Source organism: Cryobacterium inferilacus (genome assembly GCF_019599185.1).
GTDB lineage: Bacteria > Actinomycetota > Actinomycetes > Actinomycetales > Microbacteriaceae > Cryobacterium > Cryobacterium inferilacus.
The window spans coordinates 65,804-91,438 of the sequence record NZ_JAIEUL010000004.1; the positions used below are offsets into that span (position 1 = coordinate 65,804).

The following is a 25,635-nucleotide window of genomic DNA, read 5'->3' on the forward strand; positions in this document are numbered from 1 at the left end:
GCGTCGAAGCTCCCCCGCATTGTGAACAGTTAAGCCGGCTTTGCGTTGACGTCAGCGTCTCGGCGGCCAACGGCGGCCGCCTGAAAGATCGGCCTAGCCCTGCTCTACTGTCCAACCTCGGTCAGCCGCGAGCACAGTCAGGTACACGAGACGGATCTTCCAGATGCCGTTCGCCTTGGCCGGTTCCTGCCACGCGCCCTCCGGGTCCAGGTCGCCATCAGCTTTCATCACCCGGAGCGTGGCACGAAAGTGCTTTGCCGATTTGCCGACGATTTCTGCTGCCTCAGCCGCGGTGAGTTCATTCTTCATACCGGAAGCTTGTCATGCCGTCCCATTGCACTGCCCCGACTGGTTTCTACCTGACCGATTTCCAGAGCGCTTTCAACCCTTGGAACAGCATGACGACCAGCCCAATCGCTGTGCCCTCTATAAAGCTTTCTTTGGCCCGCGACAGAGAACGGCGCCGCCGTCGCTCGCGAGGCACCTTGAATGGTGCCTGGGGTGGATGCAACCCCAATTCCGTCAGGAACCACTCATCGGGGACCGCTCCCTGACCCCACTCGACGAGCTTGCTCGCTACCTGCACGCCCACGTCGCGTGATCCGCGATCCGATGTCGCAGCCATCATGAGTTGCGCTTGGGACATCGTCCACTGCGCGACCGGCGAGTCCTCACGCGGCAGCTCGTGTCGGAGTCTCAGCACGGCGAGGGCGTAGTCGAGCTCCGGGTTTGCGAACATCCTAATAAACACGGGCTTCTGTTGCCATCTGACGGCGTTCTCCATTGTTTCGAGTACGCGTGAGATTGCGTCGTGGGTGGCGGCCTTTCGCGCCTCCTCGGCACGACGCCGACTTTCAACGGTGAATATGACGAGGGACACGACCACCGCTACAGCACTGATCGCCGCAGCAACCGCCGTCCAGTCCACTAGGCAGCGTCCTTGCCATCCCGGTACAGCGCCCGCCCGATCAGTTCAATAATCTTCGCGAGCTTCACATCGCTGTTCAGCGCCTCCGCCACCATGGACTCAAAGTTTGTGCCCGACGTGACGATCGCGTTGGTGACGGTGCTGCCCAGGTCGGGGCTGGACAAGAACTGTTGCTCGGTGTTCGCGGCGATCTGGGTGGTGATTTTTGCGTTCTCGCCGGCCTTGCCCTTGACGTGAGCGTAGAAGCCCATCATGTCGGCCTCCGTCAGCCCGTCGCCGTCGAACAGCTGGTTGAGCTGGTTGACCGCCTCGAACAGCCGGGCGAGCACTGGATCCACGGGTTTCTTCGACCCAGACGCCGTCATCGGGTCCAGCACACCGTCATCGAGGCTGATGCTCTGCATCTCGTGCTTCTTGATGCCGTAGCCGATCAGTTCGACGCCGGCCAAGTCGATTGGGCTGCGCCTGTTGTCTTCCCGGATCACGCGCGCCAGCGCACGGTAGTAGATGGCGTGCTTCTCCACCGATGTGTCTTCGTAGTTGATGATCTGCGACAAGAAGTCGTAGGCGTTGACGAACGCGGTCAGGTCCCCACGAAAGAGGTCCAATCGATCCACTTCGACGCCGTCACCTTCGAGAAGGGCCGCGTCGTAGCGTTTGTTGAAGCGTTCCTTGCCAGGCGCCACGGCGGCCGTGAGGGCGTTGTTGCCTTTCTTGAAGACCTCAACGGATGCAGCGGCGTCGACCTCATATTCTTCGTAGATGTGCAGAGCATCGAGCTTGTCCTTGATGTCGTGCACAATGTTCGGGTCAGACACCGCCGACAGCTTCGCCTCCTTGAAGTACGGGTCGAAGGACTCGCGGATGACCTCGGGATCATTCACGAAGTCGAGCACGAACGTGGTGTCCTTGCCCTTGGCCATCCGGTTCAACCGGGACAGGGTCTGCACGGCGGTGACGCCGGAGAGCTTCTTGTCGACGTACATGGCCACGAGCAGCGGCTGGTCGAACCCGGTCTGGAACTTGTTGGCGACAAGCATGACCTGGAATGCGTCGGTCTTGAACGCCTCCGGCAGCGACCGGCCCTTGAGCCCGAGATTCATGTTGATCTCCGTGAACGCGTCGGGGCTCAACGCCTCGTCCAGCACTTCCCCGGAGAAGGCGACGAGGGCGCGAACATCCACGTGGCCCGTGCGTTTCAGATACTCGTCGAAGGCGAGCTTGTAACGCACGGCCTCCTTACGGGAGCCGGTGACGACCATCGCCTTCGCCTTGCCGTTCAGCCGCCAACCGACGTTCTCGCGGAAGTGCTCGATGATGAGCGCAGCCTTCTGGGTGATATTGAACTCGTGCAGCCGCACCCACTGCATGAGCTCTTTCACCGCCTGCGTCTTCTCGACCAGCGGGCCCTCGGAGTCGTACTCCTGGCCGTTGTGGGCCAGCTTGAACGCGACCTTGTACGGAGTGTAATTGCGCAGTACGTCGAGGATGAACCCCTCCTCGATGGCCTGCTGCATCGTGTACAGGTGGAACGCCTGCGGCAGCTCCCCACCCTCCGGGACACGGCCGAACAGTTCCAGGGTCTTCGCCTTCGGCGTGGCCGTGTAGGCAAAGTAGGAGATGTTCGACGCGTTCGCACGGTTCTCCATGTCGGCCGCGAGCAGGGCCTCCATGTCGATTTCGCCGCCGTCGGCGAGGTCCTCGAGCTCCTCGGCATTGAGAACTGACTTCACCTTGTTCGACGTAGTTCCCGTCTGCGACGAGTGGGCCTCGTCTGCGATGATCGCGAAGTTGCGGCCGGCGAGGGTGCCCTCGAGTTTGGCCAGCTCGGCCATCGCGAACGGGAACGTCTGGATGGTCACAACGATGATCTGCGCGCCCTTGGTGAGCGCCTCGGCGAGCCGGGACGACTTCGACCCGGCGGTTTTGCCGTCGATACCCACAACCACGCCAGTCTTTGCGTCGATCTGCTTGATCGCATCCTGCAACTGGGTGTCCAGCACGGTGCGGTCGGTGACCACGATCACCGAACTGAACACCTTGCTGCCATCAGCCCGGTGCAAGGTTGACAGCTGGTGCGCAGTCCACGCAATGGAGTTCGTCTTGCCCGACCCGGCAGAATGCTGGATCAGATACCGGTGCCCCGGCCCCTCCACTCGGGCTGCCTCAATTAGCTTCGTCACCGATTCCCACTGCTGGAACCGCGGAAACAGCAGCGTCTCGGTCTTCTCGACGACCCCGGTGACCGGGTCGATACTCTTCTCGACCTGCAGGTGCATGAACTGGCCCAAGATACCCAGCCATGCGTCTTTCTGGAATACCCGCTCCCACAGGTACGCCGTGGCGGAGCCGTTCGGGTTCACCGGGTTGCCGGCCTTCCCGTCGTTGCCCTGATTGAACGGGAGGAAGAACGTGTCCGGCCCACGCAGGTGCGTGGTCATGAACACCTCGGAGTTCGACACCGCGAAATGCACCAGCGCCCGATGCCCAAACGACAGAAGCGGCTCACCCTTGGGGTTACGGTCGGTGCGGTACTGCGCGATCGCGTCCTGCACGCTCTGCGTGAAGTCCGTCTTCAACTCCAGCGTCGCCACCGGCAGACCGTTGACGAAAAAGACCAGGTCGATGCTCTTCTTATTCGCTGTCGAGTAGAACACCTGCCGCATCACCCGCAGTCGCATCCGGCCGTAGTCAGCCGTCGTCGCCGGGTTCAACCCGTCAGCGGGCTTGAACTGCGCCATGCGCAACGACACCGGCGTGAACTTGAACCCCCGCCGGAGCACGGACAGAGTGCCACCCTGCACGCCGCCAACGCTGTCGAACGGCGCGTCGAGTGACTTCACCAGCCGGTCGAGCAGCGCGTCGCGGGACTTCTGCTGGACGGATGCGGCGTCCGCCGGCTTCACGACCTTCTCCAATTCGTCGGGCTGCGTGTCGACCAACCACCCGAACACATCCGCTGGGAACAGCGCCCTCTCCTTGTCATACCCGGTGCTCGTCGCCGAGTAAAGCCACCCGTGCGACTCCAAATACAGGGCTAGTTCCTCTTCGAACGGCTTTTCGTTGTGTTGCCCCATTAGAGCCCCCTCACATCAATCTTCCCCGTGACCGCTGCACTAATCAGCGCTTGGCGTCGCTCCTTGAGCACCTCGACAACTTGGCGAGCTTTGACGACTAGATTGTCGATTCTTGAGGCTTCGATCGTCAGATGTCGCACGATCTCAGACTGCTCGGCCAAGCTAGGTACCGCGATCCGAAACTGTCGGACGACATCTTGATTGATGTTTGGCTGTCCACCGCCTGAGGCCATGTTCAATAGCCGCTCCGTCGCGACTTGGAGCGAGAAATATGCAAAATCGACATTGACGCCACGAGGCTCCGCCAATACGCAGCAGGCCTGGTTAGTTGTCGCATCCACCCCCAAAATGCCAAGTCTGCCGATGGTCGCACCGTACATCGCAAGGACAAGGGAGCCGGCAGGGAACACCTTCAGTGCGCTCAGCGTCCTGAGAGCACTCTCGCTGACAGCCTTTCTCGTTGTCAGAATCACGCTTTCACGCAACTCACCGGTGGTTACCCAGGGCATGTCCCCGTCGTAGAAGTCCGTACCCTCAGCAGCTGGCGTGGTTCCACTTCCAATCGTGGAAAAAAGGTATGACAACTTCTTCACTTGCCAAAGGCCCGGGATCCGCCCGATTGCCGCAATTCCTGAATCTTTGAAATCGACCCTGGGGTCGAGGCCTCGGGTGACGGCATGAGTAATCACGGCTTGGCGGCGCTCGGCTAGCGTCTCGACCAGCTGCTCCTGCTTGGTGATGAGCGCGTCTATCTGCCCGGTCTCCCGATCCAGATACTCCGCAATCTGCCGCTGCTCCACGAGTGGTGGAACTGCAAGTGAAATGGACTTCATCTGCGCATAGCGGGTGCTCCAGAGATCGGCGACAATCCCGTTGCCGAACCGGTAGTACTCCTCCTGAAATGGCTCGCTTCGAAGCAGATGGTGTACGTACTTGGCTTCGAGCCCAATAGGCGTGATGACTGTGGTGATGAGGCTGACGCTGCCATTGAACGGCGACACGCCTGAGGATCCCTTACGGTCGGACCGGCTGTTGATTGCGAAATCTCCAGTTAAAACCAGTTTCCGGCTGTCGCCATTATCCGTCTTCGCAGCTGTCTCGAGTTGGGGAACGATACCTTGTTTCGTAACCGACAGCGCGGCGAAATCGGCATCACTGACGATTCCCTTGCGTTCTCGAAAATGTTGACCAAGTGGCGAAATCTTCCAGTGTTTAGGGACAGCTCCGAGCCATTTTGTTCCAGAGGCTTTGTACTCCGGGTAGGCAGCGACCCTGGTCACGCCCGCTCGACTTCCCCGAGAAGTACTGTGATCTCGTGAACGAGCTTGTTTAGGTCGGCGTCGATTTCCTTGAGTGATCGAGGCGGTACGTATTTGTAGAAGTGTCGGGTGAAGGGGATCTCGTACCCGATCTTGTCTTTCGTGCGGTCGACCCAGAAGCGCTTTACGTGTGGGGCGATCTCGCGTTGGATGTAGGCTTCGATGTCCTCGGTGAGTGGCACGTTTTCCGTGTCGCGCAGGGTGGTGTCGGGCACCGGCTTGCCTTTGCTGTCGGTAACTACCGGCGCGGTTTCGTCTCGTTCGGCAAGGCCCGCGATAAGGGCCTTCAATTGCGGAGCAGTCAGGGTGACGCCGACGACGGCGAGGGTCTTCTTGATGCGGGCGGCGAACGCGACGGCGTCCGTTGTCGTCTCCCTGGTTGTGCTGAGGTTCAGAAGCGCGAGTTCGACTTGCTCGGCCACGGCGCTTAGGTTCTTGGCTGCCAGTGCGAGTTCAAGGCGTTCAGGGGTCACTGCCCAGTTGAGTTGCTGTGGCCGTTCGACGGTGATGGTGGTGTATCCGAAGTCGGCGGTCGCGAAGATCTTTGAGGCGTCGGTACTCATCGATTCTGCTTCTTCGCCGTTGGTGCCGTAGAGCTGGACGATGTGTTCGATTTGTTCGGTGCTGATGAGGCGGCGTTTGGATCCGAGGCTCTTACGCATTTTGATCCACTGGTCGGTCGCGTCGATGAGCTGCACTTTGCCTTTGCGGCTGGTGGGTTTGTCGTTGTCGAGGATCCAGATGTACGTGGCGATGCCGGTGTTGTAGAACAGGTCGGTGGGCATCGCGATGATGGCGTCGAGGAGGTCATTCTCGATGAGGTACTTGCGGATGTTGGACTCGCCGGAGCCGGCGCCGCCGGTGAAGAGCGGGCTCCCGTTCAGGACGATGCCGACCCGGCCGCCGCCTTCGGCTTTCGGGCGCATTTTCTTGACGAGGTGCAGGAGGAAGAGCAGCGAACCGTCGGAGACGCGTGGAAGTCCCGGTCCGAAGCGGCCGTCGAATCCGCGCTGGTCGTATTCTTTCTGCACGAACGCCTGTTGTTTCTTCCACTCGACGCCGAAGGGCGGGTTGCTGATGCCGTAGTCGAAGGTCTTTCCGAGGTGGCCGTCGTCGGTGAGGGTGTCTCCCCAGATGATGTTGTCGATGGCCTGGCCTTTGATGACCATGTCGGCTTTGGCGATGGCGAAGGACTCAGCGTTGAGCTCCTGGCCTACAAGGGTGAGGGACGCTTGCGGATAGTGGTCGCGCACGTAGTCGTCGGCGACGCTGAGCATGCCGCCCGTGCCTGCCGTGGGGTCGTACACGGTGCGTACCGCGCCGGGCACGCTGAGTGACTTGCTCGGGTCTTCGTCGGGGTGCTCGGTGAAGAGGAGGCTGACGATGAGGCGCACGACTTCGCGCGGGGTGAAGTGTTCCCCCGCGGTTTCGTTGGAGGACTCAGCAAAGCGGCGGATGAGTTCCTCGAAGATGAGACCCATCTCCGTGTTGCTGACCCGGTCGGGGTGCAGGTCGACGCCGGCGAACTTTTGGACGACGAGGTAGAGCAGACCGTTCTCGTCGAGTTTGGCGATCTGAGCGGGGAAGTCGTACCGGTCGAAGATGTCCCGCACGTTGGTGGAGAAGCCGTCGATGTAGTTGAGGAGGTTCGCGCGCACGTTGGCGGGATCGCCAGTGAGCTTCTCGAAGGTATACAGGCTGGTGTTGTAGAAGTCGTGCTTGGAGACCGCCGGGAGAAGCTTTTCGACCGGGATGTTGCCGTTCTTACGCTTCTCGAACTCGGAAAGAACGGCACCCTTTGTAGGATCCAGCACGGCGTCGAGGCGACGCAGGATCGTGAAGGGAAGAACGATTTTGCCGTAATCGGACTGTTTGTAGGTGCCGCGCAGCAGGTTCGCGATCGACCAGATGAATGCCCCGTTGTTGTTCTCAGCCATGTGGCGCGTACTTCCCCTCGTATTACCTGTTCCTCAGCCTATTGGCGAGGGGCGACAGGGGCACGCGCTGCTTCGCACCGGAAATCCGTCCTAAGCCATCCTCGACGCCAAGATCTCGACGCCGTGTATCGGCCGGTGGTTACCTTCGATCACCTCGACTCGGCGCGGTGCACCTATTGATCCCACCTGGCACGGTCACTTCTCGCAGCGGCGAGGACCGCATCGATCCTCCCCTCCCGCATCAGCTCCGCAGCGGATCGATTGTTGAATCGACGGAGAGCCGCCTTTAGCCATAGAGCATCACCCCAAGAGTCAACCAACCCCGGGTCCAAGACGGATAACACGTCGCTCAAACCCGCCAAAGGCTCTCCTGCCGGCCCGAACTGAAAACACGGGTAGAGGTCCTCGCCGTCCTGTGTTCTGGTCTGCAGGATCCTTCCGATTTTGGAAGAATGCTCCAGCTGGTGCGATGACATGTGGGACAGACTCATGGCTCCGGCGCGATCGTAGAACGGACCGATCAACGACTCCCAGAGCTCTGCGTCGGGCGACCCCTCGCCGTTAGGCACTGAATTCGTTTTCTGGGAGTAGGTCGTCTCTGGCGCCGTCGCCGACGGATCGATATCGTCTCGGCCCTTGTTGCCCCTGGTCACCAGAGGGCTTCCATGTGACTGCGAGCAGCGGCCAACAATAGTTCAGGCTCGTTCAGGTGATCCGCCGGCCGGTCCTCAGCGTCGAACGAAGTGGTTGGTCCGAGCATCCAGAGAGTCAGGCTTTCATTCGACCACCCGTTTTCGCGGGCCACCTCGACGAGGGGCTTGATGACGGGGAGGATGGCACGGCTGGCTCGATCGAACTGGAATCCGGGATATCGGATCGAGGGGCCACGCTCTACTGCGATGATCCTGCCGGAGTTGCGAAGCCGGATCAGGTTGGGGGACGTGACCCCCAGGAATTTGGCCGCCTCGTTATCTGTCAGCAGCCCGAACTCCGCTTCCATACGGTCCCAAGCCAACTTGGTGGCGTGAAGGCTCCTAGCTAGCTGCGGCGAGGTGTGCGACTCGGTTTCCGCATCTGGTTTTTGTGGGTTACAGGCGCTCGCGGAGCGTGGTGCACCTTGACGCCCGGTTCCGTCTCCGTCGTCACCGTCATTCATACTTCTATCCTGCGCTCGTCCGCCCTCGGAGGCTCAGGGAGCGTCCGAAGTGTATTCCTGCACGTGAGATCACGTTCGACGGTGTGGGGCTCCCCAGGCCCAGAAGTTGAGTTCGTTCAGCGTGGCGACCTTCGCGGTCGACAGCGTGCCGGCCCGGCGGGCCATTCGGGTCTTTGCTGCCCAACGGGCGAGGGCCTGTTCGGCGTCGTCGGTGCTTCGCAGCCTGGGTGCATGTCCGTGCGCGGCGGTGAACTGGTCATAGGCCCCATAGTTCGCCCGCCATCTGTCCTCTTTCGGGTGGAAGCTGAACCCGGGGATGCACAGCAGCCGGCGCACTTGGTAGGAGCAGAGTCGCCCTGCGGCAAAACTACGGCGCTGGGCGCGGATGCTGTTGCTGCGTCGCTTCTCGTCGGCTGAGATGGCGCCGGCGGGCAGGCGTCGGTTCTCGCGCGGCAAGCGGCCCTCGGCGCGCACGAAGGCTTCTAGCGCAGTCATGCTGCGGATCCAGGCGGCGATGTCTCGAGGGACAGTGTCGGCTATCTCACCGGTGTCGCGCCAGGCATGCTCGGCGCTGTAGAGGGTGAGGGACCTTTTCTGATCCTGCGTGAGGGTGCTGGGGTGCTGGCGGTGAAGCTGCGCATATTCGGAACGGAGTGCTTCAAGCGGGCTTGGTTCGGACATGGGGCCTTCCCGACTCGCACGGCGTGCGATGTCGGATAGGTCATGCGCGGCGCAGGTGCAGCGGCGTTTCGGAGGATGTATTCCTGCACGGATCCGCCGGCGGGCAGGACCGGGCTACCGTCCCAGCACCGACCGGTCATCCGACCGGCGCGACACTCGGAGGTGCGCGAATGCCCGACCAAATGCCGCCCGAAGCAGGCGCTCAGACACCACACGAGGTCCTCAACGTGTCAACCACCACACGGGCGGTGACAGCCGTTGCCAATGACGTCGTGTGCCAGCCTGAACGAGGCAGCACGCTGCACGCCCCCTCCGCCGCCACCTCCGTCGGCGCGCTGGTGCACACCGAGCAGCGGTCGCCGTCATGCTGCTGATGACGTCTCTGATGGACGAGGTTTCCGGGCAGTTCCGCGTCTACACGGCGTCGGGGTCGACGTATTGGTTGGACCTGGACCGGTACGAGATGTGCCGGATACCGGTGCGGAATGATCCTGGGCGCGAACATTCCCTGCGTCGGGACGGTGCCACCGTGCGAGTGCTGCGAGTCGTGGAGTGCACGGTGGGCCGTCGGATGCACCTGCTCATCGACCTCGCGGTCGAAGGCGTAGACGCGACGATTCGTCTGTCGACGCCGGTGGTGGCGATCGACCGCGATGATCCGGACCCCGAAGACGCCGGAGCAGGATCATGACCCCCGAACCATTGCCCTCCGCCGGTGAGCCAAACGCGATGAGCACCACTCAGACGCCCGCCGCGCCGTGCTCGACGATCTCGGTGGTCCGCCGGCTACGCGCACACCAGCGAACCCCAGCCCCCAGCGCGGAGTCCTCCCGATTTGGCGGCGGGTACATCAACGGCGGGATCATCCCACGCGTCAGGTGCACCCCATGATCGCGCCCGAATCGGTACCGCCACCCCCGGACCTGCGCACGGATGTCGACCCGCGTGAACGTGCGCACCGCCCTGTCCAGGATTTCTCGTACACGCCCTACGCCTTGCCGTCACTGTCCACGGTTCGCCGAATCGGGGTCATGGGCGATCTCCACGGTGACCTCGCGCACGCGATGCAAGCGGTCCAGACTTTCGCTGACCGCGGGGTGACCTGTGTCATCCAGCTCGGCGATTGGGGCGTCCTCTGGCCGGGCACAAACTGGCAGATCGCATTACGCAAGATTTCACGTGCCCTCGCCCGCCACCAGATGGCCATGCTCTTCATCGACGGCAATCACGAGTACTTTCCGAAGCTCCTGGAGTTTCCGATCGCAGCAGACGGCATCCGGTGGATTTCCGCCAACATCGGTCACCTCCCCCGCGGGTATCGCACACAAATCGGTACGCAGTTCACCCTGGCTGCTCTGGGCGGCGCCAACAGCATCGACCGCCGGTTTCGCCAAGAGGGCGTGAGCTGGTGGCCCGAGGAACAAATCTCAGCCGCCGACCTCCGCCAGCTCGGCTCAGACCCTGTCGACGTACTCATCGGCCATGAAGCACCGATCATGGACGAGCGCGCACTGGTGAAGAGCGCCCGCGACGCGGGTTACTTGCCCGCCGATATCGCCTATGCGGCCGGCAGCCGGGTCATGTTTCGCCGGGCGGTCCTGCAAACTCGCCCGCGCTTGACTCTCGGAGGCCACTACCACCGCCACTACGACGAGACACTGTCGCTGCCGGGCCAGCCCCACCCCACCCGCGTGGTGGTGCTCGATATCAACGGGAAGCACAGGGTGAACCTCGCGATTCTCAACACCACCACCCTCGACCTGGAACACCTCTACCGGAACGGCGCACCCGCCGAGCCCGACACCAACGCACCAGAAAGGACCGACAATGACCGACCGCAACGTTGAACCCGACCATTTGAGCGAGCTCACCGGAGATGAGGGCGGGCTGTGGCGAGTGTCAACGCGCGACAGTGACCATTACGTTGATCTGGAACGGGGCACTGTCACCCGCGTCCCCGGCGCCAACGCCCCGCCGACCGTCAACGACCGAGCAAGGCCCTTGCGCACAATCACCGCCATCAAAGTCGGTCACCGAGGCCGGTGGACGATGCACACCGACGGGTGGGACGACGAGATCGACTTCTTCTGGGCGAACACGTCTCTGATCGCCGCGATTGAACGCATCAGCCGTGATGATTTCCCGGGAGCGGGCGGTGACCTGCCTGGGTGAGGTCGGGCCCACCCGGGTCCACCTCGTGATCTCTGGAGAGTCGCGCTGCCCCAATTGTGGGTTGCGATCATTCCAGTGTGCAGATCTGCCCAGTCGGGTGCGTGCCGGCCGCACGTGCGTGTGCGCCCGATGAAGGAAGACGGCGGGAGCGCCTATCTACCCCAGATCGATGCGAGGTACTGGACTCATATCAGGAATTTCGTACGCGCCGCGGTGGTGGACGCGGCACCCAGCACGGCCTACTCCGAGAGAGAACTGTATGCCGCTGCGACACCGCTGACCCTGTGGGCCTGGCAAACGGCCGCAATGCCCCTTGAACGTGACGTGATTTTCGCCATCTCCACGATCGAACGGTTCATCGGGGTTGGTCTTACGAATTATGGGAGCAAGGCAAGTCGGAACACCCTGCGATCCCGGCTCCTCAGGATCTCGGAAGCGCTACTCGACGCGCCGTTGGCGCCGCCCGTCCTGCGGCCGCTAGGCGGATCGGATCCGTCACCGCCGTACACCGCCCGAGACGTTGTCACCTTGAAGAGCTGGGCAATCGCCCAGACCACTCATGAACGCCGGTCGAACGCGGAGGCATTACTCGCCCTCGGTCTGGGCGCGGGACTGTCCGGGCGAGAGATCGTCAATCTTAGGATCGGGGACATCAACGCCGACGACCACGGCGTCCTCATCAGGGTACGTGGCGATCGGTCTCGAGTGGTCCCCGTCTTGCGTGAATGGGAGCGAGCCTTGGCAGCTCGGGTCGATCCCGGTCAGACCGAGACCTGGGCATTCCGGGAGCAGCACGCCGGTGCCAACCGGAACCTGATCACGGACTTCGTCTCTCGGGCTGAAGGGAAGATCCGGCTGCAGGCCCGAAGAATGCACGCGACTTGGGTCGTGCAGCATCTGGAAGCCGGCACCCCGCTCATCCCGTTGATGCGAGCTGCCGGGCTGCAGTCTCCAGAGGCGCTGGACCGGTTCTTCAAGTTCGTGAGAGAACCGGACTCCGGGTACTACCGGAACGCGCTGCGAGATGCGGTCGCTACCCCGCGGTAACGCCTCAGCGCTGAACCGGACTCTCACCTGGAGCAGCGCGTCGTTCCCTCAGCTTGAGGTTGCGCTCCGCATTCACCAGATCTTCTACCCTGACGACCACGTCGCCTCGAAGGATCCGTCCCAGGCGGGTCTTGTCGATTCCGTTCGCCTTGGCATACGACGCGATCGTCGCACCGTCCGCTGCCAGAGCGGCGCGAACTTGCTGAGCATGCGCGTGCTGAAATTTGGCTGTTCCCAGTTGATCAAGCGCGCTTTCGGTCATCCCAGCGGGGCTGTCCCAGGTCACGGGGCGCGGTGTTCCGAAGTTCGTCGAGGGCGCACAGGAAGCTCTCGGAAGAAAACGCGGATCGGTCACCGTCACTCATGCTATCGGTATTGGTGCCCTAATAGGGCGCTTCGTCCTGGGATGGCCCGGATCCTCCGCATGTCAATTTGGTATGAGCATCCTCCAGCCCACATTCCCCACCACACGACCATCCCACAGCACCCTGCCCACCTCTCGGCCCTGCACGGGCCAGGCATGAGCGCCGTCAGCCCGCCCGGAGTGCAGCGCGTCATCGACAACTATGTCGCCGAGATACCTGCCGCGCACTGGGCCGAAACCGAAGCCTTCGTCCGAAACAGCGTGACCGGCCTCGGGCTCCAGACTCGGGGTGTCGCTCGGAACTACCTTGCGGCAACCTCGAAGTTTGCACAGTGGCTTTGGCAGACAGCGGCTGCGGACCTCGACCCTGCAGTAGCGTTCCGCCCATCGCTTGTCCGTCGATTCGTGTGCGAGGTCATGCCAGACCACGGCGAAACCTACCGACAGCAGACGGCGCAACGCCTGAACACACTCGTTGCGCACTTCACCACCACCACGCCCGACCGCCAGACCCGGAAGGACCCGGCATCGGTTCGCCCCTACGCCAGCCGGGAGCTCGTAATCTTCCGAAGCTCCGCCGCTCGACGCACCAACGTCGATCGGCGGGCGAACGCCCACGTGCTACTCGCCCTCGGTGCCGGCGCGGGCCTGCGCGCCGAAGAAATCGCCCTATCCCGCGTCAGCGACGTCACGGCCGATGGCGAGGACCTTCTAGTCAGCGTGCACGGCAGGCACCCTCGCACGGTCCCCCTGCGCGTGGGGTGGCGACGCACATTGGTCACGGGCATCAACGACAGGGCGCCGGGCGACTGGCTCTTCTCTGGATACCGCCTGCCTGAATACCCGGCTCGGGTGATCCACCAATTCGGCATCGACGTCCCCGAGGAACCCACCCCATCAGCCACGAGGCTCCGTGCAACCTGGCTAGTGGGCCAGCTCAACGCCGGGCTGCGACTGGACACCCTCCTCCAACTGGCCGGCCTGACGAGTCCCACCTCTCTTGCCCCCTACGTGCGGGCGATGACTCAGGAAAACCAAACCTGCCTCCGCCGTCTCATCACCGGAGCGGTGGTGACTTCATGAGAGGCATCGCCGCTGCTCCTCTCACGATGACGGACGAGGAACCGGAGGGGAATGAATTCGAGCACCTCCTCGACGACTCGATCGGCACCACCTCGGGGCGGACATCAAAGTTCGACATTGACGATGTTCGCAGGACCGCCACGATGGTCGATGAATCCAAGACGGTTCAACACATCGTCGGCTGGCGTCGCGAGGATCGCGGGAACAATCACGCCGGCGGTCGTGCTCCGCTAGTCGATGACCGCACTGTCCTCGTCGTACTCCTGCTTCTTGGACGCGAGCACGCTCCGCAGTCGGCCCGGGAGATGGGAAACCTGCTGCACCAGCGCCTGACCAGCGAAGCGCGCACGTACTTGGGCCTGCCCGTCACACTGTCTGGCTCGCATAAGGGACGCATTGAAGCAAGACGCTGGTACAACGCCGCCTGGAACTCGTTCCATCGCCTTATTGCAACCATGGACCCATATCCCGACACGCAGCATTACCGGCTCCAGAGCCGAGCCGATCGAACGCGTCCTCCGCGTGCGTGATCACAGTCTCGTCGAAAAGAGGCGCACTCGCCTCAACTGGTACAGCGACGCATTCCTCGAGATGACCTTCCGCCTGCAGCCTCGTGACGTCCGACGCCATGTGAAACAGCACGTGATGATCGGAATCGACCAAACAACGATTGCCGCAACCAGCCCCCGAGGCCGCGCCCCGATCGACCCCAAAACGGGCATGGAGCGCAGGTTTAACCCCAAGACGAAGAAAGAATACAAAGACAAACTCGTCATTGAAACAGACGCGGGATGGAACGCAAAATCTCCGGAGAAGCGAGATGGATCCGGTCCCGAGAACCAGAAGGACACTGAATACGTCTGGGGCTGGGCTGGAAATGTCGCCGTACTTGTGCCGAACAGCCGCAGCACCCAATCAGAATTTGCCAACATCGCGATCGGCTTCTCAATGAGCATGCCCGGTCATCACCTGGCCCGTGACACAGTGGCGGTTGCCCAGTCAATCGTCGATCGCGGATACACCCCGGGCACCATCGTCGCCGATCGCGAGTACTTCGCGAACCTACTACCTGAAACACTGCACGTTCCGATCAAGAAGATGGGCTTTGACGTCATTACCGACTATCAGGTAACACGCATGGGTGTCCGCGGCGGAAAGGCAGGCTCCATCCAGGTCGAAGGCCGCCAATATTGCGCCGGCACCGGCAAGGATCTTCTCAACGCCTCGAATGATGCGGCCGCACACAAGATCGACGAAGAAACCTACCGGACTCGGCTCGAGGAGCGGACAGCGTTCGAACTTCGTCCGAAGGAGCGGCCCGACAAACGCGGGCATGTACCGATGATGTGCCCAGCCGCCGGACCCAATCCCACCGTCACCTGCCCAATCCGAAAAATCCACCCCAAGGCACCCGGCAAGGTCCGCCCAACCGTTCAAGACAAGAATGTCCCTGAAGCCCCCGACCTCATCTGTACGCAAGGCACCGTGGACTTCGGTCCTGCCGACGGCATCCGCGACGCCCAGCTCTTCCGATACCAGTCGAAGGAGTGGAGCGATGCCTACCGCGTCGGCCGAAACACTGATGAGAGCTTCCACGCCTACGTGAAATCCAAAGGCCACGAGGCGCTTGACGTTCCAGCGCGCCGACGGATCCGCGGTTTCGCCGCCCAGCAAGTTCTGACGACGATCCTGCTCGTGTCGGCGAATATCCGCAAAATCATCCAGTTCCTCACTGACCGTGCCACACGGGCATCGCAAGACAAACCGGCCGCCGCAACGGGCATGGGACCAGTACGAGCGACCACGAGACGCCGGGACCGCGAGGGTCACTCCAACTACAAGGCGAAGTGGCCACTAAAGGTGCTCCCCGGAGCCCCGGACGGTTCGGAACTCGACCCGCCGCTCAGAACATAGCCGCGCGCTGAAACTCACCAATAATCGCTCCACCGCACGACCAGGACAATCCGCAGCGCCGAAAATCGGCCGCCCGGGCACCCCTGGCCGTGCTTTGTCATTTAATCCGCGCCCGCTCGCCGACGTGAACAAGCAATCAGAAGTTAGACACCCAAGAAACGACGAATGGCCTCCGAAACCTCGGAGGCCATTCGTTTTGGGAGCAGTTCTTGGAACAGAATCGATGAGTTCCAGGAACAACCCCGTGGCGGTACCGGTGGGATTTGAACTCTAATTTGACCCCGGGCGGTGCGGTTCGGACTCCCTACTTTCGCGTAGTTACAAGGGTTTTGAATCACATGAGCAGTCGTCAAACAGGGTGTTTTTCAGAAAGTGTGGCCAAAGTGTGGCCAAATGAGACACAACAACGCCCCCGGGTTTCTCAGGTCCGGGGGCGGTGCTGGTGTTGGCGCTGGTGGGTCTTAGTCGAAAGGGAACTCGCCACCATCGGTCCCGCTGGCGCAGACCACGAAGCGGGTGACGTTCACGCCGGTCTTAGGTGGCTCGCGCCAGGTTCAGGGTCAGGTGGTGGATGCGGCCGGACTTCGACCTCACCAACCGCCCGTTGATCTGGTGGTAATCCCCGCGCCAGATGATGCGGTGCTGGCCCGGGAGAATATCGAAGGCAGGCGGCTCGATGATGCAGCGCAACTCGTCGGTGACGACGACGCCGGTGGACCCGATTTCCAGACCCGACGTGCTGTAGAAGACGTGCGCGGGAACGGATGCCAGGATGCCACGGTCTTCGATGGGATAACCCTGCTCGTCGTAGCCTCCACCCTCACCGATGACGCCTTCGATCTGCACCACGTCGCCTAGCCTCATGCCGTACGCCGTCGGTAGCCGTCGAGGACAGACCGCTCGATGATGGACCAGCCCTGAAACACGGTGTACCGGGCGGAGTAGTCCCCGATTGTCTCGGACACCAGCAACTCGGGGTTGTTGGTCAGTCGGGCGGTGGCGGACACGATGACGCTGGCGACCGGCGCTTCGAGGTCGTAGTCGGTGAACCCTTTGCCCCGGGTGTGGGCGCGGGCCAGCTCGGTGACCATTGGGAGGTGCGCCCCGGCAAGGCCGACGACGGTGAGGTCGCCGGCCTTGCCCAGGAATGCAGCCACGTCTTCCGCTGTGGGGAAGGGCATGTTAGACCGTGATGCCGGTGAGCTTGACGATAGCTTCGACGTTCAGCGGTGCGGCGTCGTAGCGGGCGGTCACGCGGATTGCCTGCTGGTCGTAGTCACCGAAGGTCTGGTCGAGGATCTTGACCGTCGGTGCCTGATCGCGTGCCACGGCGATCTGGGAGAAGTCGGCCAGCACTGCCTGAGTGGTGCCGGTGTCGACGGGGATGCGGTTGGTGATGATGACCGGCGAGCCGAACAGGCGGAACACGCCGTCGGTGGTCGGGTCGGGGGTCAGGACGTACTGGTTCGACCCGGTGCCCTGCTTGATCTTGCGCAGCGCCACGAAGGTTTCGGGGCGAAGCATCCACTTCAGCGAAGCCATGTTCACCCCGCCGGCGAGGGCCTGACCCCAAGCGTCCAGCAGCGCGTCCAGACCGATGGTGCCAACGGCGGCGACTTCCTGCGTGCCGACGTAGTTGAGGATACCCAGCGGAGTCGTGCCACCATCTCCGGTGCCGGCGATGAACGCGGCGTCGAGCTTGGCTGCCACGTCGCGCACCAGGCGGTCCTTGATCGCGGCCTCGAGGGACACGACCGACTGGCGGGCCAGCTCGTTACTGAAGCGGGTGAGGGTCTTGACGGACTTGATCGTCGAGGGCAGGAGGGTGATCTCGTCGAACGTCACGTCGTCGTCGGCGATCAGCTCGTTCTCGCCCTTCCAGTCGGGGCTGGTCGCGCCACCGAGCTTGGGGACGCGGACGGGGCTGCCGTCGGTGTCGAAGATGCGGGGACCGGCGGCGAGGAAGACGGATGCCTGCTCGAGGGGCTGGACCAGGATGGACTGGACCTGCTCGGCGGTGAGTTCTGCGGCGTTGGCGGTTGATACGGCCATGGGATTCTCCAAACGATTGATTGATTGTCGTTTGGGTGCCAGACCCACTAACGCGGAATACCCCCCAGGGGTACCTGTATGATACCACCTGAGGGGCAATTTGACAAACCGTGTCTGTCGTGCTTTTCGCGGAGCTTAGCGGGCGTTGCCTCGGAGCAGTCCAGACAGGCTCAGGGTATCGGCCACGACGGACGCACCCTGCCCGATGTTGCCGGAGGGCCTGCGGCTTGCCAGGTGCGGCTTCGAGGTCAGCAGCGCGTCGACAGCGGCGGTGAGCGCGCCGGCGTCGGCAAGGTGCGCGTCGTCGAAGGGCAGGTCGGTTGCATCTGCCAGCCGCCCGGTGCCCCTGACCAGCTCGAGGTGGAGCCGACGTGCCAGGTCGTCGGTCTGGCCGGCACGCTGCCGGTACTTCGCATTCTCGTCGCGGAGCTTGACGACGTACTCACGCGGGAACGTCTCAGCGTCCTCGGGCGCGTCGGTCGCCTGTGCCTCGTCGGCGGGTGCGTCGAGCTGGTCGACGACCTCGGTGGTGGTGGTCTGGTCGGTCGTTGTGGTGGTCATCGTGCGGTCCTTTCGTGGGTTACGGGTGTCGGGGTGCATTGGCATCCCTTGTGGTGCGGCATCTTGTGGTCCTTGGGCCAAACCTGACCTTCGCGCCACCACCAGGTGCAGAGCTGGCACGGGTCGCCGTCGAGCTTGCGGACCCAGCCGGTGACCTTCTCCGACCGGGCGATGCCGTCGGCGTAAGCGTTCGCCGCAGCAGCAGACGCTTCAGCGTGGGCGAACCGTGCCAGCCGGTCGGCAATATCGAAGCCGGCCTTCGACTCGGCGGCGAGGGTCGCGGCACCCTTCGCCAGCCGGGACTGGTCATCCGCTGCCGACACGACACCTAGGGCAGGCTCGAGGGCGCGGAGCTGAACAGAGATTTCAGCGGCCAGCGACAGGTCTGCCAGAGCCACGGCGCGCCCGTTCGATGACGCGATGAACGCGGACACCAACTGCACAAACTGGTCGTCGGTGAACTTGCCTTCCTGCCAGCCGGCGAACGTTGCCAGCACCTGCGCGCTGGTTCGGTCGGTGAGCTTCGCCAGGGTGTCGTGGTAGCTCACTCGGCAGTCACCAGGAAGGTCGACAGGTCCGCGCCCGACGCGTCGAGGGCTTCGGCGCGACGTGCCTGCCTGATCTGCGCGATCTGCGACGGGGAGTAGCCCAGCGGGTCGGCCAGCACGGACTCGAGCGGCACACCGATGCCGGCGAGCTTGGCGGCGGCGTCTGCCACCTGCGCGGGCGTGCGGTTTTCCGGGGATGCCCAGAGCGTTTGGAAGTCGCGGGTGTTCTGACCGTCCCGAACCTTCACGATCAGGTCCGCCACCTTCTCCCATGCCCGGCCGAACGTGCGCTGTTTAGCGGTGGCGCGGGTGACCAGGGATGCCTCGGCGGAGCGGATCGCGTCTGCACTCGGCGGCTGATCGCCGTGCAAGCCCAAGTAGTGACCGGGCAGACCGCTGATCGCGCCGATCTGTGCCGTGAGCGTGGCGGACAGGTCCGAGTAGCCGTCGAGCCGGGAGCCGTCGAACTGACCGAACTTGGTTTCGGGTGCCTCGGACTGCCAGATGCGGTCGCCCTCGGAGCTGAACGGGTTGACGGGGTTGCCCTCGTCGTCTTCGACAATCTCGAGGCCGGTAACCCAGCGGCGCGGGCGGGCGTAATACTCGCTCGACACCATGGCATCCGACATCACCTTGTTCAGCCCGTCGGCCAGGTCGAGAATATCGGCCATCTCTGACACGCCGTCGAAGTCGAGCAGCCGGCCCCGGTTGACGATGGGAACAACAGGGACTTCTCCGAGCGGGTTAGGGATGACTTCGACGACCAGCAGCGCGTTTTCCTTGCCGGCGTAGCGGGTGATCTGGTCGGCCTCGTAGACGACGGCATAATGCGTCAGACCATCGGTCCACCGCTTCACAGCAGCCACGACACGGCCCGTTGCGGGGTCGTAGGCGGCGGATACCTGCTTGGCGCTTTCCACGGTCACACGCGGCCCCTCAGCGCCTGCCCAGACGATCACGAAAGACCGGCCGTAGACCAGGCTGTCGAGGTGCGCCAGGTGCGCCTGCTCGGTCAGGTCGTTCTGCTGCCAGATGCGCCACAGGTCCACGTCGGCGGCTTCCTCCCCGATACCCCGGAAGCCGGTGAGGTTCAGCCGCTCGGCCAGCGACGTGACGGCAAGCTTCGGGAAGTTCACGCTCAACATGCGGAGCTTGTTCCCCAGGGCTTCCTGAGACTTCGGGGAGAGGAACGCGGCCGGCTGCCGGCCCTCGTAGTAGGTATCCAGTTTGGCAAGTGCGGCCTGCGACTCGTCGAGCTTGGCGGACAGGGTGTCTAGAACATCTTTGGTACTCAAAACGAAACGACCTTTCGGGTTTTCTTACGGGTGTGCCAATTGGCGCGGTCCCACGCGACGATCGAAGCCACGGCGGCGTCGATCTTGCGGGTGGAGTTTCTTTTGTCCTTCGACACGATCGCGCCGATAGCGGTCTGAACCGCCACGGTCTGCGAGACGTGCAAGGAGAGAATCGGGTTGCCGTCGTGCGTCATCGTGCCGTCCATGGCGGCGGCGTAAAGACGATCAGTGGCCGGCCCCATGCGCTGCCGAAAGCCGGTGTTGTACTCGATCACCTTCCGTTCGCCGTGGCGCTTCGACCAGTCCTCGAGTTCACTGCGCCAGCCCCAGGGGTCTGCTGCCAGCTCGACGACGGTGTACAGGTCGAAGGCGTCGTCGACGGCCTGCGTAACCTCGGCACGCGGCACGCGCCAGCCCGGCTCGTCGGTCTGGTTCCAGATGCCGATAGGCGAGATGAAGCCGTCGAGGGTGCAAGCGATCAGCGCCGTCGAGTCGCCCGATGCCGAACCGTCGAAGCCCAGCACGACCTTCTCCCCCGGTTGCAAGCTGCGATCTGCTGCGCGGGTGTCCCAGATGCCGAACGGAAGCCACGAATCTTGGGCGCCGGCCCACTGTCCCAGCCGGTACCGTCTGAACGCGGCTTCTCTGGTCGTCGCCTGCGTGGCGCGGAGAGCGTCGATGGACAGGAAGTCCCCCAACGCCGGATTAGCGACGTACCACGCATCCTCGTCGTCGACAGCGCACCCTTCCGGTGCAGCCCACTCGCGGAAGACAAACGACGGGTCGTCCTGCTTCCGGCCGTACTTCACCAGGTCGAACATGATCGACTCCTGAGAATCCGACGGCGTGCTGATCGCCAGCGTCAACGACTCCGACCGCTTGCCGGATGCCGACGTGACGGCCTCCCAAACGTCACGGTCGACGACGTGCAGCTCGTCCACGATCATCAGCGTCGGGTCCCAGCCCTGAAGCGCGGCCACCGTCGCCGGCAAGGCGTAGAACTCGCCACCGTTCAACGGGGTCACGATGCGGTCCTTGTAGACGTGGGCGCGGGCCTCCAGCTCCGGGTTCAACTCGATCATCCGGCGAGCGGCCTTGTAGACGTGCTGTGCCGTCTGCTCGCTCGATGCGACCACCAGAACCTGCGGGGCGTCGACCTCGTCGGCAAACAGGCTGTACAGGGCCAGCAGAGCCGCTAGACCGGTCTTCCCGTTGCCTCGGGGAAGCGACAGCAGCGCCTGCCGGGGTCGCGGGGCATCCATCGGATACAACGCGGCCACCGTCTCGAGCTGCCACGGCCGGAGAACAAACGGGGTCCCGCTTCCCTCGCCCTTCGGCACCTTCAGAAACGACTTGGCGAACGCGTCGATACGGTCCACGCCACGGGCAGGAAAAGCATCCCAGGCGAGGTCATCGGCAGTAATAGCCGACTTCGCCCCGGGCCTCACGATACCCCCGGGGGTACAGTGAGAATATTTGCCTTGCCGCCCGGGTGGGGAGCAGAAAGTTTTACGGTCTTCCCCCGTGGGTCGTTGGCTTCGGTCGGCGCACCCTTCGCGCTGTTGCACTTGCGGCACAGCACGTCGACGTCCTTGAGCGTTCGCGCCGGCCACACCAGGTGGTCACCAGTCAGGTCTTCAGTGCTGCCACACGTTGAGCACCAGGGCTGAAGCCTGCGGGCACGCTCGGACAGGTTGCGCCACGCGGCGTTGTATCCGCGTTCCTCACGTCCAGCCTTCGCGGGTCGTGCGAGCTGGTGAGCCTTGCACCTGTAGTCCGGGCAGGGTTCAGCGCACACGACGCACAGCTTGAGCGTCAAAGGATCAGTCCTCGTCGGCGCAGCGGAGTCAGCACACGGTCGTCGAGCAGACCGCGTATCGCTTCGATGTGGTCGCACTCGAACTCGTCGAGGTCGGTGAGGCAGTCGCACTCCCAGTCCTTGCTGGGGTTCCACTTGACCAGGTGATCGTCGACGGTGGCGACGACTCCGGGCTTGGTGGCTCTGGCTCCGATAATGCGGATGAACTTGATCTTCAAAATGCACGTCCTTCAGGTAGGAATCCGGTGTCGGCGTACTCGCGGCCTGCGGGTGACAACTTGAAGTAGTTGTCGTCGCCGTACTCGGGGCCTTCGTATGAGTCGTAACGGGGTATGAACTTGAGATAGCTGTTGATTACTTCCGTTGCCTTCTCGCTGGTGAGTGCGGCCCACTGGCGCTTGGTGTTGTCGGGCGCTACTTCGTTTGCGTAGTGGATGTGGAGGTCGTGGAGGTATTCGAGCTGACTGGTCGTTGCCCCATCTGAAGCCTCAGGAAAGGAAAAAACGTTCGCGGTCAAACTTGTTTGACCCTCAGAGTTTTCTTCTCTTGTGTCTTCTTCATGTGTGTCTTCTTTGGGGGTCTGTGTGAACCGGGGGTCGGGTCTGTGTGACCCGGGGGTAGGGTCTGTGTGACCCCAGGTGTGGACAGATTGACCGGTTGCACCCATGGAGTTATCCACAGGTTGCTCCCGTGCGAAGGTGGCGACCCGGTACATGTTCGAGTTGTGTTTGCCGTACTCGAGCGGTCGCTGCCGAATCTCGATAAGTCCCCGCGCCTCGAGCTTCTTGAGCGTGCGCTTGACGGTCGGCACGGACATACGCGCTTCCTTGGCGATGCGCGCCTTGCCGGGGAACGCGTAGCCCTTCCGGTCGACGTGGTTGAACAGCGCCATGTAGACCAGCAGCTCGTGCCCGTCGAGGGTGGAATCCCGAATCACCCAGTTTGGAATGATGAGGAATCCCGCGTTCGCAGTGGTCACGGTTCCTTCCTTCCTGACGGGGGTGACTTAGGGCCATTCGGAAGCGACGGTCGGGCGTTCGGCCTGCTGTGCAAGCTCGAGCAGCTTGATCGCCAGTCGGCGGGCCTCGTCGGGGGTGAGGTAGTCGTCCTTTGCGTCGACGTACACCAGCGGGCCGGTCTTGGTGTCGACCAGGTGGAGGATCACGGCTACTCCCCCGCGTTCACGAAGAAGCGGGCGCGGTCAATATCTCCGGCGCGTGCAGCATCCCCGTTGCACAGGCTGCGCATCATGAGACTGTCGGGCTTGACGACGAAGCCGGCGCGGGTGGCGACGGTGTGCCCGTTCCAGTCCTTGTCGGTGGCGCTTCTCGTCTTGGTGACCGCCATGTCGAGAATGAACGCCCGTTCCTCGGGCGAGAAGCCGGCTCGCATGATGCTGACGACGGGCTCGTGGGTCAGGTTCGGGTGAGCCTCGAGCCACGCCTGCACTCTCGTCGTCGGTGCGGTCAGGGTGGCGGTGTCGCTGGTGGTGCGGGTACGGTGGTTCAAGACGAATCCTTTGCTTAGCGGTGAGTTTTTTGTCGTTGCCGTCGTTGCCCTACCAGGCGCGGCGGCTATTTCTTTGCCCCGGACCATCAGACCGCCTCGAGCGCGGTGCCAGTTCGGGCGCTGTCCTCGATCCAGTCGACGACCTCCGACTGGACGTAGATGATCTTCTTCCCGAGCTTCCGGTATCTCGGCCCCCCGACTCCTTGGTAGCGCCACTGTGCCAATTGCCCCTTGGTGATCCCGGGGATCATCTCGGTGACCTGATCCGGCGAAAGGTAGATATTCACGTGACCCTCGATTCTTCAAAACGACTAACGCGAGCAGATTTGATCGCATAAATGACAATACAGCAAATCTTCATTACTGCAAACCAAAACGGGTGTAATCTGTCAAAATGACGATTGAACACATCGGGCGCAGAGTCGCCGGCTATCGAAAAGCGGCAGGTTTCAAGACCGCCGGGGACCTTGCCGACGCCATCCCGAACGACGCCATTACTAAGTCGACGATTCAGAATGTCGAAAGCGGGCGGAAGGCTGATCTAACGGTTTCGCAATTGCTCGACATATCCAAAGCCCTCGACATTCCCCCGGTAGCGTTGGTCGTTCCGATCAACATGCCTTTGGCGAAGGCTGAGCTACCGGGCGTCGGACAGTCGGTGTCGGAGATGACCGTTTGGGACGTTGTCGAGTGGTTCCGTGTAGATGAATCCGCCCGGACCTACTCCAACTTGGGTTCCTGGATCCGTGCGGTGATGGGTCACATTGAAGACCTGTCGGTGGCGACCCAGAAGTTCCCTGCGGCTTTGGCGGAAAGCGTTGAAGAGCAGCCGGTGTTTGAGTACACGGCTTATTCCCCAGAGGGCGACGAATACACGGCCCACCACGACCCCAATGAGTACAGCCAGATGCACGTCGCCGCGATGGCGCGTCAAGCCCAGGACGCCTACAACGCGCTCAAAAGAATGTCTCGAACTATGGACCTGACGTGGGCAGAGGGACCTTGGCTGGCCTACGACGCCGCGGACAACCGTGGGTAGCGTCCATGCTTACGAGACTGCTGCCGGCAAGCGGTTTGAGGTGCGCTATCGGAAGCCGGACCACAGCGCGGGCCGGAAGCGCGGACTCAAGACGAAGCGGGATGCAGTCGAGTTCTTGGCGTCTGTCGTTGTGTCGAAGGCGAAGGGCGAGTTTGTCGACGCGACGGCGGCACGGGCGAAGGTGGGGACGCTCGGCGCGGAGTGGCTGGCCCACCAGTCGCACCTGAAGCCGTCGTCGTTGCGTCCGGTCGAGATTGCGTGGCGGTTGCACGTCGAACCTGTTTGGGGGAAGCGCGCCGTGGGTAGCATCCGGCACAGTGAAGTTCAGGCGTGGGTCACGGATTTGACGGCGCGGAAGGGTGCCACGACGGTTCTACGGGCATACGGTGTGCTGGCCGCGCTGCTCGACGTGGCGGTCAAGGATCGTCGCGTGCCGGCGAATGCAGCTCGAGGTGTGAACCTGCCCAGGAAGACCGGCAAGGCGCGGGTGTACCTGTCCCACGACCAGGTGCAACTGCTGGCCGATAGCGCGAAGGGCAACTCCACCTTGGTCCTGTTTCTGGCCTATACGGGCCTGCGATGGGGTGAGGCGACCGGACTTAGGGTGCGGAGCCTAGACGCGCTTAGGCGGCGGGTGAACGTCTCCGAGAACGCGGTGAGCGTCGGCGGAAAGATCATCGTGGGCACTCCGAAGTCGCACACGGCGCGAAGCGTCCCCTTCCCCGCCTTCCTCTCCGAACCGCTGGCGAAGCTATGCGAAGGGAAGGCTCGAGACGCGCTGTTGTTCGGGAACGGTACCGACCATGTACGCCTGCCGGATTCTCGGCGGGGCTGGTTTGTCGCAGCGGTTGCGAGGGCACAGGCGGCAGACCCGACGTTCGAGCGCGTGACGATTCACGACCTCCGACATTCGGCGGCGAGCCTGTCTATCTCGGCGGGCGCGAACGTCAAGGCGGTGCAGCGGATGCTTGGCCATGCGTCGGCGGCGATGACGTTGGACACCTACGCGGACCTGTTCGAGGACGACCTAGACGCCGTTGCAACCGCGCTAGATCAGGCGAGAACGAATGCAAGTGTGTCCAAAGTGTGGCCAAAAGCCGATTCTGGGAAGTAGAAAACCCCCCGCTTCCCAGT

The 25,635-nt window shown here is 62.8% G+C and carries 30 protein-coding genes; 10 read left to right on the forward strand and 20 right to left on the reverse strand.

The genetic code is table 11. From position 1 onward, the window contains the following. Nucleotides 1-93: 93 nt before the first annotated feature. The 7 genes from K2F54_RS05215 to K2F54_RS05245 all read right to left on the reverse strand — a co-directional run bounded on the left by K2F54_RS05215 (nt 94) and on the right by K2F54_RS05245 (nt 8,912). On the reverse strand, nt 94-309 hold the full coding sequence (locus K2F54_RS05215) for a hypothetical protein (protein WP_220604802.1): 216 nt from the start codon (nt 307-309) through the stop codon (nt 94-96). Between the two features lie 46 nt (nt 310-355). After that, entirely contained in the window at nt 356-928 is a 573-nt protein-coding gene (locus K2F54_RS05220; RefSeq protein ID WP_220604803.1) for a hypothetical protein, read from the reverse strand. Continuing rightward, complete coding sequence (locus K2F54_RS05225) at nt 928-4,005, reverse strand: type I restriction endonuclease subunit R (RefSeq protein WP_220604804.1); 3,078 nt, start codon at nt 4,003-4,005, stop codon at nt 928-930. The genes K2F54_RS05220 and K2F54_RS05225 overlap by 1 nt, the downstream gene beginning before the upstream one ends. Beyond that, nucleotides 4,005-5,285 (reverse strand): restriction endonuclease subunit S, encoded by a 1,281-nt coding sequence (locus K2F54_RS05230; RefSeq protein WP_220604805.1) that lies wholly within the window; start codon nt 5,283-5,285, stop codon nt 4,005-4,007. Before K2F54_RS05230 ends, K2F54_RS05225 begins: the two co-directional genes overlap by 1 nt. Next, a complete protein-coding gene (locus tag K2F54_RS05235; RefSeq protein ID WP_220604806.1) occupies nt 5,282-7,261 on the reverse strand; it encodes a type I restriction-modification system subunit M in 1,980 nt (659 codons plus the stop codon). Before K2F54_RS05235 ends, K2F54_RS05230 begins: the two co-directional genes overlap by 4 nt. Nucleotides 7,262-7,910: 649 nt before the next feature. After that, the gene (locus K2F54_RS05240) at nt 7,911-8,417 is read right to left on the reverse strand and encodes a helix-turn-helix domain-containing protein (protein ID WP_220604807.1); all 507 of its coding nucleotides are present in this window, start codon (nt 8,415-8,417) and stop codon (nt 7,911-7,913) included. A 69-nt stretch (nt 8,418-8,486) separates the two neighbouring features. Continuing rightward, on the reverse strand, nt 8,487-8,912 hold the full coding sequence (locus tag K2F54_RS05245; protein ID WP_220604808.1) for a helicase associated domain-containing protein: 426 nt from the start codon (nt 8,910-8,912) through the stop codon (nt 8,487-8,489). A gap of 413 nt (nt 8,913-9,325) precedes the next feature. Here K2F54_RS05245 and K2F54_RS05250 point away from each other — a divergent pair, with 413 nt between their 5' ends. The 5 genes from K2F54_RS05250 to K2F54_RS05270 all read left to right on the forward strand — a co-directional run bounded on the left by K2F54_RS05250 (nt 9,326) and on the right by K2F54_RS05270 (nt 12,317). After that, nucleotides 9,326-9,472, forward strand: coding sequence for a hypothetical protein (locus K2F54_RS05250; RefSeq protein WP_220604809.1), 147 nt, complete (start codon nt 9,326-9,328; stop codon nt 9,470-9,472). Next, nucleotides 9,472-9,789, forward strand: a complete 318-nt coding sequence (locus K2F54_RS05255; RefSeq protein WP_220604810.1) for a hypothetical protein — start codon at nt 9,472-9,474, stop codon at nt 9,787-9,789. The genes K2F54_RS05250 and K2F54_RS05255 overlap by 1 nt, the downstream gene beginning before the upstream one ends. Nucleotides 9,790-9,985: 196 nt before the next feature. Further along, the gene (locus K2F54_RS05260; protein ID WP_220604811.1) at nt 9,986-10,945 is read left to right on the forward strand and encodes a metallophosphoesterase family protein; all 960 of its coding nucleotides are present in this window, start codon (nt 9,986-9,988) and stop codon (nt 10,943-10,945) included. Further along, entirely contained in the window at nt 10,926-11,270 is a 345-nt protein-coding gene (locus K2F54_RS05265; protein ID WP_220604812.1) for a hypothetical protein, read from the forward strand. The genes K2F54_RS05260 and K2F54_RS05265 overlap by 20 nt, the downstream gene beginning before the upstream one ends. 129 nt (nt 11,271-11,399) lie before the next feature. Further along, nucleotides 11,400-12,317, forward strand: coding sequence for a site-specific integrase (locus K2F54_RS05270; protein ID WP_220604813.1), 918 nt, complete (start codon nt 11,400-11,402; stop codon nt 12,315-12,317). Between the two features lie 4 nt (nt 12,318-12,321). Here the strand turns inward: K2F54_RS05270 and K2F54_RS05275 are convergent, their stop codons facing one another. Then, nucleotides 12,322-12,603, reverse strand: coding sequence for a helix-turn-helix domain-containing protein (locus K2F54_RS05275; RefSeq protein WP_134407820.1), 282 nt, complete (start codon nt 12,601-12,603; stop codon nt 12,322-12,324). 234 nt (nt 12,604-12,837) lie between these two features. Here K2F54_RS05275 and K2F54_RS05280 point away from each other — a divergent pair, with 234 nt between their 5' ends. From K2F54_RS05280 to K2F54_RS05290, 3 genes are all read left to right on the forward strand, one after another. Next, on the forward strand, nt 12,838-13,764 hold the full coding sequence (locus tag K2F54_RS05280) for a hypothetical protein (protein ID WP_220604814.1): 927 nt from the start codon (nt 12,838-12,840) through the stop codon (nt 13,762-13,764). Then, nucleotides 13,761-14,294: a hypothetical protein gene (locus K2F54_RS05285; RefSeq protein WP_220604815.1), complete on the forward strand. Its 534-nt coding sequence runs from the start codon at nt 13,761-13,763 to the stop codon at nt 14,292-14,294. The genes K2F54_RS05280 and K2F54_RS05285 overlap by 4 nt, the downstream gene beginning before the upstream one ends. A gap of 115 nt (nt 14,295-14,409) precedes the next feature. Next, nucleotides 14,410-15,678, forward strand: a complete 1,269-nt coding sequence (locus K2F54_RS05290) for a hypothetical protein (protein WP_220604816.1) — start codon at nt 14,410-14,412, stop codon at nt 15,676-15,678. 534 nt (nt 15,679-16,212) lie between these two features. Here K2F54_RS05290 and K2F54_RS05295 read toward each other — a convergent pair. From K2F54_RS05295 to K2F54_RS05350, 12 genes are all read right to left on the reverse strand, one after another. Next, on the reverse strand, nt 16,213-16,527 hold the full coding sequence (locus tag K2F54_RS05295) for a hypothetical protein (protein WP_220604817.1): 315 nt from the start codon (nt 16,525-16,527) through the stop codon (nt 16,213-16,215). An 11-nt stretch (nt 16,528-16,538) separates the two neighbouring features. Next, a complete protein-coding gene (locus K2F54_RS05300) occupies nt 16,539-16,859 on the reverse strand; it encodes a hypothetical protein (protein WP_220604818.1) in 321 nt (106 codons plus the stop codon). Nucleotide 16,860: 1 nt separating this feature from the next. Next, on the reverse strand, nt 16,861-17,778 hold the full coding sequence (locus tag K2F54_RS05305; protein WP_308287524.1) for a phage major capsid protein: 918 nt from the start codon (nt 17,776-17,778) through the stop codon (nt 16,861-16,863). 87 nt (nt 17,779-17,865) lie between these two features. Further along, on the reverse strand, nt 17,866-18,291 hold the full coding sequence (locus K2F54_RS05310) for a hypothetical protein (RefSeq protein WP_220604820.1): 426 nt from the start codon (nt 18,289-18,291) through the stop codon (nt 17,866-17,868). Beyond that, complete coding sequence (locus K2F54_RS05315; RefSeq protein WP_220604821.1) at nt 18,288-18,839, reverse strand: hypothetical protein; 552 nt, start codon at nt 18,837-18,839, stop codon at nt 18,288-18,290. Before K2F54_RS05315 ends, K2F54_RS05310 begins: the two co-directional genes overlap by 4 nt. Continuing rightward, the gene (locus K2F54_RS05320) at nt 18,836-20,134 is read right to left on the reverse strand and encodes a phage portal protein (RefSeq protein ID WP_220604822.1); all 1,299 of its coding nucleotides are present in this window, start codon (nt 20,132-20,134) and stop codon (nt 18,836-18,838) included. Before K2F54_RS05320 ends, K2F54_RS05315 begins: the two co-directional genes overlap by 4 nt. After that, on the reverse strand, nt 20,131-21,513 hold the full coding sequence (locus tag K2F54_RS05325; protein ID WP_308287525.1) for a terminase large subunit domain-containing protein: 1,383 nt from the start codon (nt 21,511-21,513) through the stop codon (nt 20,131-20,133). Before K2F54_RS05325 ends, K2F54_RS05320 begins: the two co-directional genes overlap by 4 nt. A gap of 436 nt (nt 21,514-21,949) precedes the next feature. Then, a complete protein-coding gene (locus K2F54_RS05330; protein WP_220604823.1) occupies nt 21,950-22,171 on the reverse strand; it encodes a hypothetical protein in 222 nt (73 codons plus the stop codon). Beyond that, nucleotides 22,168-22,932 carry a helix-turn-helix domain-containing protein gene (locus K2F54_RS05335; RefSeq protein ID WP_220604824.1) on the reverse strand — a complete coding sequence of 255 codons (765 nt, stop codon included), beginning with the start codon at nt 22,930-22,932 and terminating at the stop codon, nt 22,168-22,170. The genes K2F54_RS05330 and K2F54_RS05335 overlap by 4 nt, the downstream gene beginning before the upstream one ends. A gap of 27 nt (nt 22,933-22,959) precedes the next feature. Further along, complete coding sequence (locus K2F54_RS05340) at nt 22,960-23,118, reverse strand: hypothetical protein (protein WP_220604825.1); 159 nt, start codon at nt 23,116-23,118, stop codon at nt 22,960-22,962. A gap of 2 nt (nt 23,119-23,120) precedes the next feature. Continuing rightward, complete coding sequence (locus K2F54_RS05345) at nt 23,121-23,462, reverse strand: hypothetical protein (protein WP_220604826.1); 342 nt, start codon at nt 23,460-23,462, stop codon at nt 23,121-23,123. 86 nt (nt 23,463-23,548) lie between these two features. After that, nucleotides 23,549-23,749 (reverse strand): helix-turn-helix domain-containing protein, encoded by a 201-nt coding sequence (locus K2F54_RS05350; RefSeq protein ID WP_220604827.1) that lies wholly within the window; start codon nt 23,747-23,749, stop codon nt 23,549-23,551. A gap of 107 nt (nt 23,750-23,856) precedes the next feature. Between K2F54_RS05350 and K2F54_RS05355 the strand changes: the two genes are divergently transcribed. Both K2F54_RS05355 and K2F54_RS05360 read left to right on the forward strand, forming a co-directional pair. Next, entirely contained in the window at nt 23,857-24,501 is a 645-nt protein-coding gene (locus K2F54_RS05355) for a helix-turn-helix domain-containing protein (RefSeq protein ID WP_220604828.1), read from the forward strand. Further along, nucleotides 24,494-25,615 (forward strand): tyrosine-type recombinase/integrase, encoded by a 1,122-nt coding sequence (locus tag K2F54_RS05360; protein WP_220604829.1) that lies wholly within the window; start codon nt 24,494-24,496, stop codon nt 25,613-25,615. The genes K2F54_RS05355 and K2F54_RS05360 overlap by 8 nt, the downstream gene beginning before the upstream one ends. The last annotated feature ends 20 nt before the right edge of the window (nt 25,616-25,635 follow it).